The sequence below is a fragment of the Nocardia amamiensis NBRC 102102 genome (assembly GCF_001612745.1).
Lineage (GTDB): Bacteria > Actinomycetota > Actinomycetes > Mycobacteriales > Mycobacteriaceae > Nocardia > Nocardia amamiensis.
On sequence record NZ_BDBA01000370.1, the window covers coordinates 1 to 3,186 of the forward strand.

The window sequence follows — 3,186 nt, forward strand, 5'->3', positions numbered from 1 at the left end:
GGCTAACGCACTGGGAATGGCCATCGCAAACCGTTCACCGCAGGCCGGGGCGATTATTCATTCCGACCACGGGGTCCATCACGTCCTGCGCCTTCACCGATCGGGCCCGCAAGTCTGGGCTGACGCCGTCGATGGGCTCTATTGGCGACTGCTACGACGAGTGCCGTCATCGAGTCCTTCTGGGGCAGATGCAACCCGAGATACTGAACCGGCAACGGTGGAAAACCAGAATCGAGCTGGCAAACGCGATCCTCGAATACCTGCAGATCTTCCACAACCGTCGACGCCGTCATCAGCGCTCGGTATGCGATCTCCGATCGACTACGAGATGCGGCAGTCATCCATCCAACCCCGTGGCCTGAAGTCCAGTATCCCGACTCCACAAAAACCCAGGAAACATCAGGGTGCGCATCAAACCCAATGCCCTTTAGTACTGCAACGGCAGTCGGTTCGAGTATTGTGCTCGCGTGGTTGTGGATGATGTTGCAGCGGAGCTTGATTCGTTGCACGCGAGGATCGGTGGCCGTTTCACGCGGTCGGAGCCGCGGGGCCGGGCGCGGGAGTACGTGACCGGGTTGGTGGCGGGGTTGGAGCGGAAGAACGGGTGGACGCTTGCCGAGCAAGCTGGTGAGGTGAGTCCGGACGGGATGCAGCGGTTGTTGCGGTGGGCGGACTGGGACATCGACGGCGTGCGCGACGACGTGCGTTCTTATGTGGCCGAGCGGCTCGGTGACAAGGATGCGGTGCTGATCGCCGATGACACCGGGTTCCTGAAGAAAGGCCTCCGGTCAGCCGGGGTGCAACGGCAGTACTCCGGCACCGCCGGGGCCTGTCCGTAAATTACTGTTGCAGTTGATCTGTGGGGTGGGTTGCGTGTGTGAGACGGGCTTGTAGTTGCTCAAGAGTGCGTGCGGGTGGTCCGGGTATGGGTGTGATGTCGAGCCGGTGCAGGTCCAGGATCCGGTGGCCGTCTCGGAACTGCATGGTCAGGTTGGTGCGCTTGACTCCGAGTAGTTGGGCCAGCAGCGTGCTGGTGGCGGCCCTTCGCCGCGGCAGCAAGGCTGTCAGGAGCCGGTGAAAATGGTCGACGCTGCTGGTTTGCGGATGCAGATAGCTGCGGGGGAGGTGGAAGCGTCGCTGAAAAGCTGCCTCGGCCAACGCATCCCAGTACGGATCCGAGACCGCGACCAGGTGCGCGAAGTCGGCTCGTGGCATGCCCGTCAGGGCCGGATCGGTGAGCATCTCGGTCAAGGACGGATCGGGTTTTCGACGCGCCGGGGCTGGTTCTGCAGGGTGGGGTGCGCTGGGGGCCACGGTGTAGTTCCAGTCTCCGTGGAATTTCTCCGGTGTGATCGGCAGCGCATGGAACTCGGCGGAGGTGACGGTGCCGCCGAGGGGGTGGCTGCCGGTGTCGAGATCGGCACCGATCATCAACCCGGTCCGGGTGGTTGTCGCGGCGATGGTCTCGATGACGACTTGGTAGCTGGTCAGGGGTCGTCCGCGCCAGTTGGCGGTGATGTGGCAGAACATCCGGTGCTCGATCTTGTTCCATTTCGACGTCCCCGGAGGATAGTGACAGACCGTGATCTCGAGGCCGCTCTCGCGAGCCAAGCAGTGCAGGTATTTCTTCCAGGTCCAGCGGCGGGGATCGTTGGAGCCACCGGCATCGGCGGTGATCAGCAGCCGGGTCGCGTCCGAGTGTTGTTCGCGTCCTTGGTGACGCCACCAGCGGCGGATGGACTCGACCGCGAATTCTGCGGTGTCGTGGTCGGTGCCGACGTTGACCCAGCCGGTGTTGGTGGCGATGTCGTAGATCCCGTAAGGGATGACCACCGGCTGATCGTCGGTGATGAAGAAACTGTGGCAGTCCACCGTGATCGGGTTCTTGCCCGGACGCCAGGTGCGCCCGGGACGGTCACGATTGCCGATCCATTCCTTGGCCTTGGTATCGACGCTGATCACCGGCTGCCCGGCGTCGAGGAAGGCGGTAGCGGTGGCGTTGATGTGCGCGAACTGCGCATCACGGTCGGGGTGGGAGGTGCCCTCGTTGGTCTTGGCCGTGCCTTGCAGGCGGTATCCGAGCCCGCGCAGCAGATGCCCGACGGTCGTGGCACCGACTCGGTGACCCTGACCGGTCAGGGTCGACGCCAAGGTGCGCAGCGACAGCGTGGTCCAGCGCAGCGCAGAAACCGGATCGCCACGAGTATGCGGCTCGATCAGTGCCTCCAGCGCCGGCAGCAGCCCGGTGTCGGTCACCGTCAACGGCTTGCGGCCCGCACCCGGAGCCCGGATGCGTTGGGTCGGTACGGGATCGGCAGTCAGTTCGCCGATGCCGCGCGCGACGGTAGCGGTGCTGACGCCGGAAGCGGCGGCCACCACGGTGATCCCGCCGTGGCCCACCGCCATCGCCTCACTGGCCAGATAGAGCCGACGCCGACGTTCATCCAGATGCGGCAAGATCTGATCGAACTTGACCCGCAACCCGGTACCGGACACACATTCCCGCGGAAGACACATACCCCAGCCTCCCATTCACACCCGCCGTCCACCCACAGATCAACTGCGACAGTAATTTACGGACAGGCCCCCGGGCTTACGGAGAACTGTCAGATCGGTGGTGCGACGCGAGGTCGCACGCTGTGAGTGGTTACGTGGGTAGGAGGTCGGCATGACGCCGATGACGTAACCCGGGCCAGTGTCCAAGGCCCGTCCCCTCCCTGACGTGCGCTGCTGGCAACGGCGGGGTGCGAAGCTCGGGGAAGAAGCCCAAGGGCTCCCGTTCCATCCGGGGGTCACAGGCAAGGGGAAGACCGGACGGGTGAAGCTCACTGAACTCTCAACGATGCTCCGTGACGGCAAGCCTCGCAGATGGGAAGTAGGAGCGGGGTGCAGGACTGGCCGCTGAGAAGCGGCGGGTGCCGGTCGAAGACTCCGAGTCGACCGGGAGGACACCACCGTCCCGGGGTAATGAGGGCGCCCACCCGGTCGCATCTCACATGTGTGGAACGCGACAACCCCGTTGGGGTCCAGACCCATTGGTCTGGTCAGCCGACCGTAAGGGAAGCCCAACTCCCCAGCGGGCGCAGGACGGCCCAAGAAGCCAACGCCGGCCGCCGAAAGGCAGCAGGAAACCGGGACAGAACATCGGCACTGCGATTCCCCTCATATCGTGGAGGCCGGACCATA

2 pseudogenes are annotated in these 3,186 nt (G+C 64.4%); one reads left to right on the forward strand and one right to left on the reverse strand.

Annotated elements, in window-relative coordinates:
• Window positions 1-467: 467 nt before the first annotated feature.
• A pseudogene (locus tag NA4_RS37715) lies at window positions 468-827 on the forward strand (transposase); the annotation flags it as partial.
• Window positions 828-904: 77 nt separating this feature from the next.
• On the opposite strand, the pseudogene NA4_RS37720 reads toward NA4_RS37715, so the two are convergent.
• Window positions 905-2,517 (reverse strand): annotated as a pseudogene (locus tag NA4_RS37720) (ISAzo13 family transposase); the annotation flags it as partial.
• Window positions 2,518-3,186 lie beyond the last annotated feature (669 nt).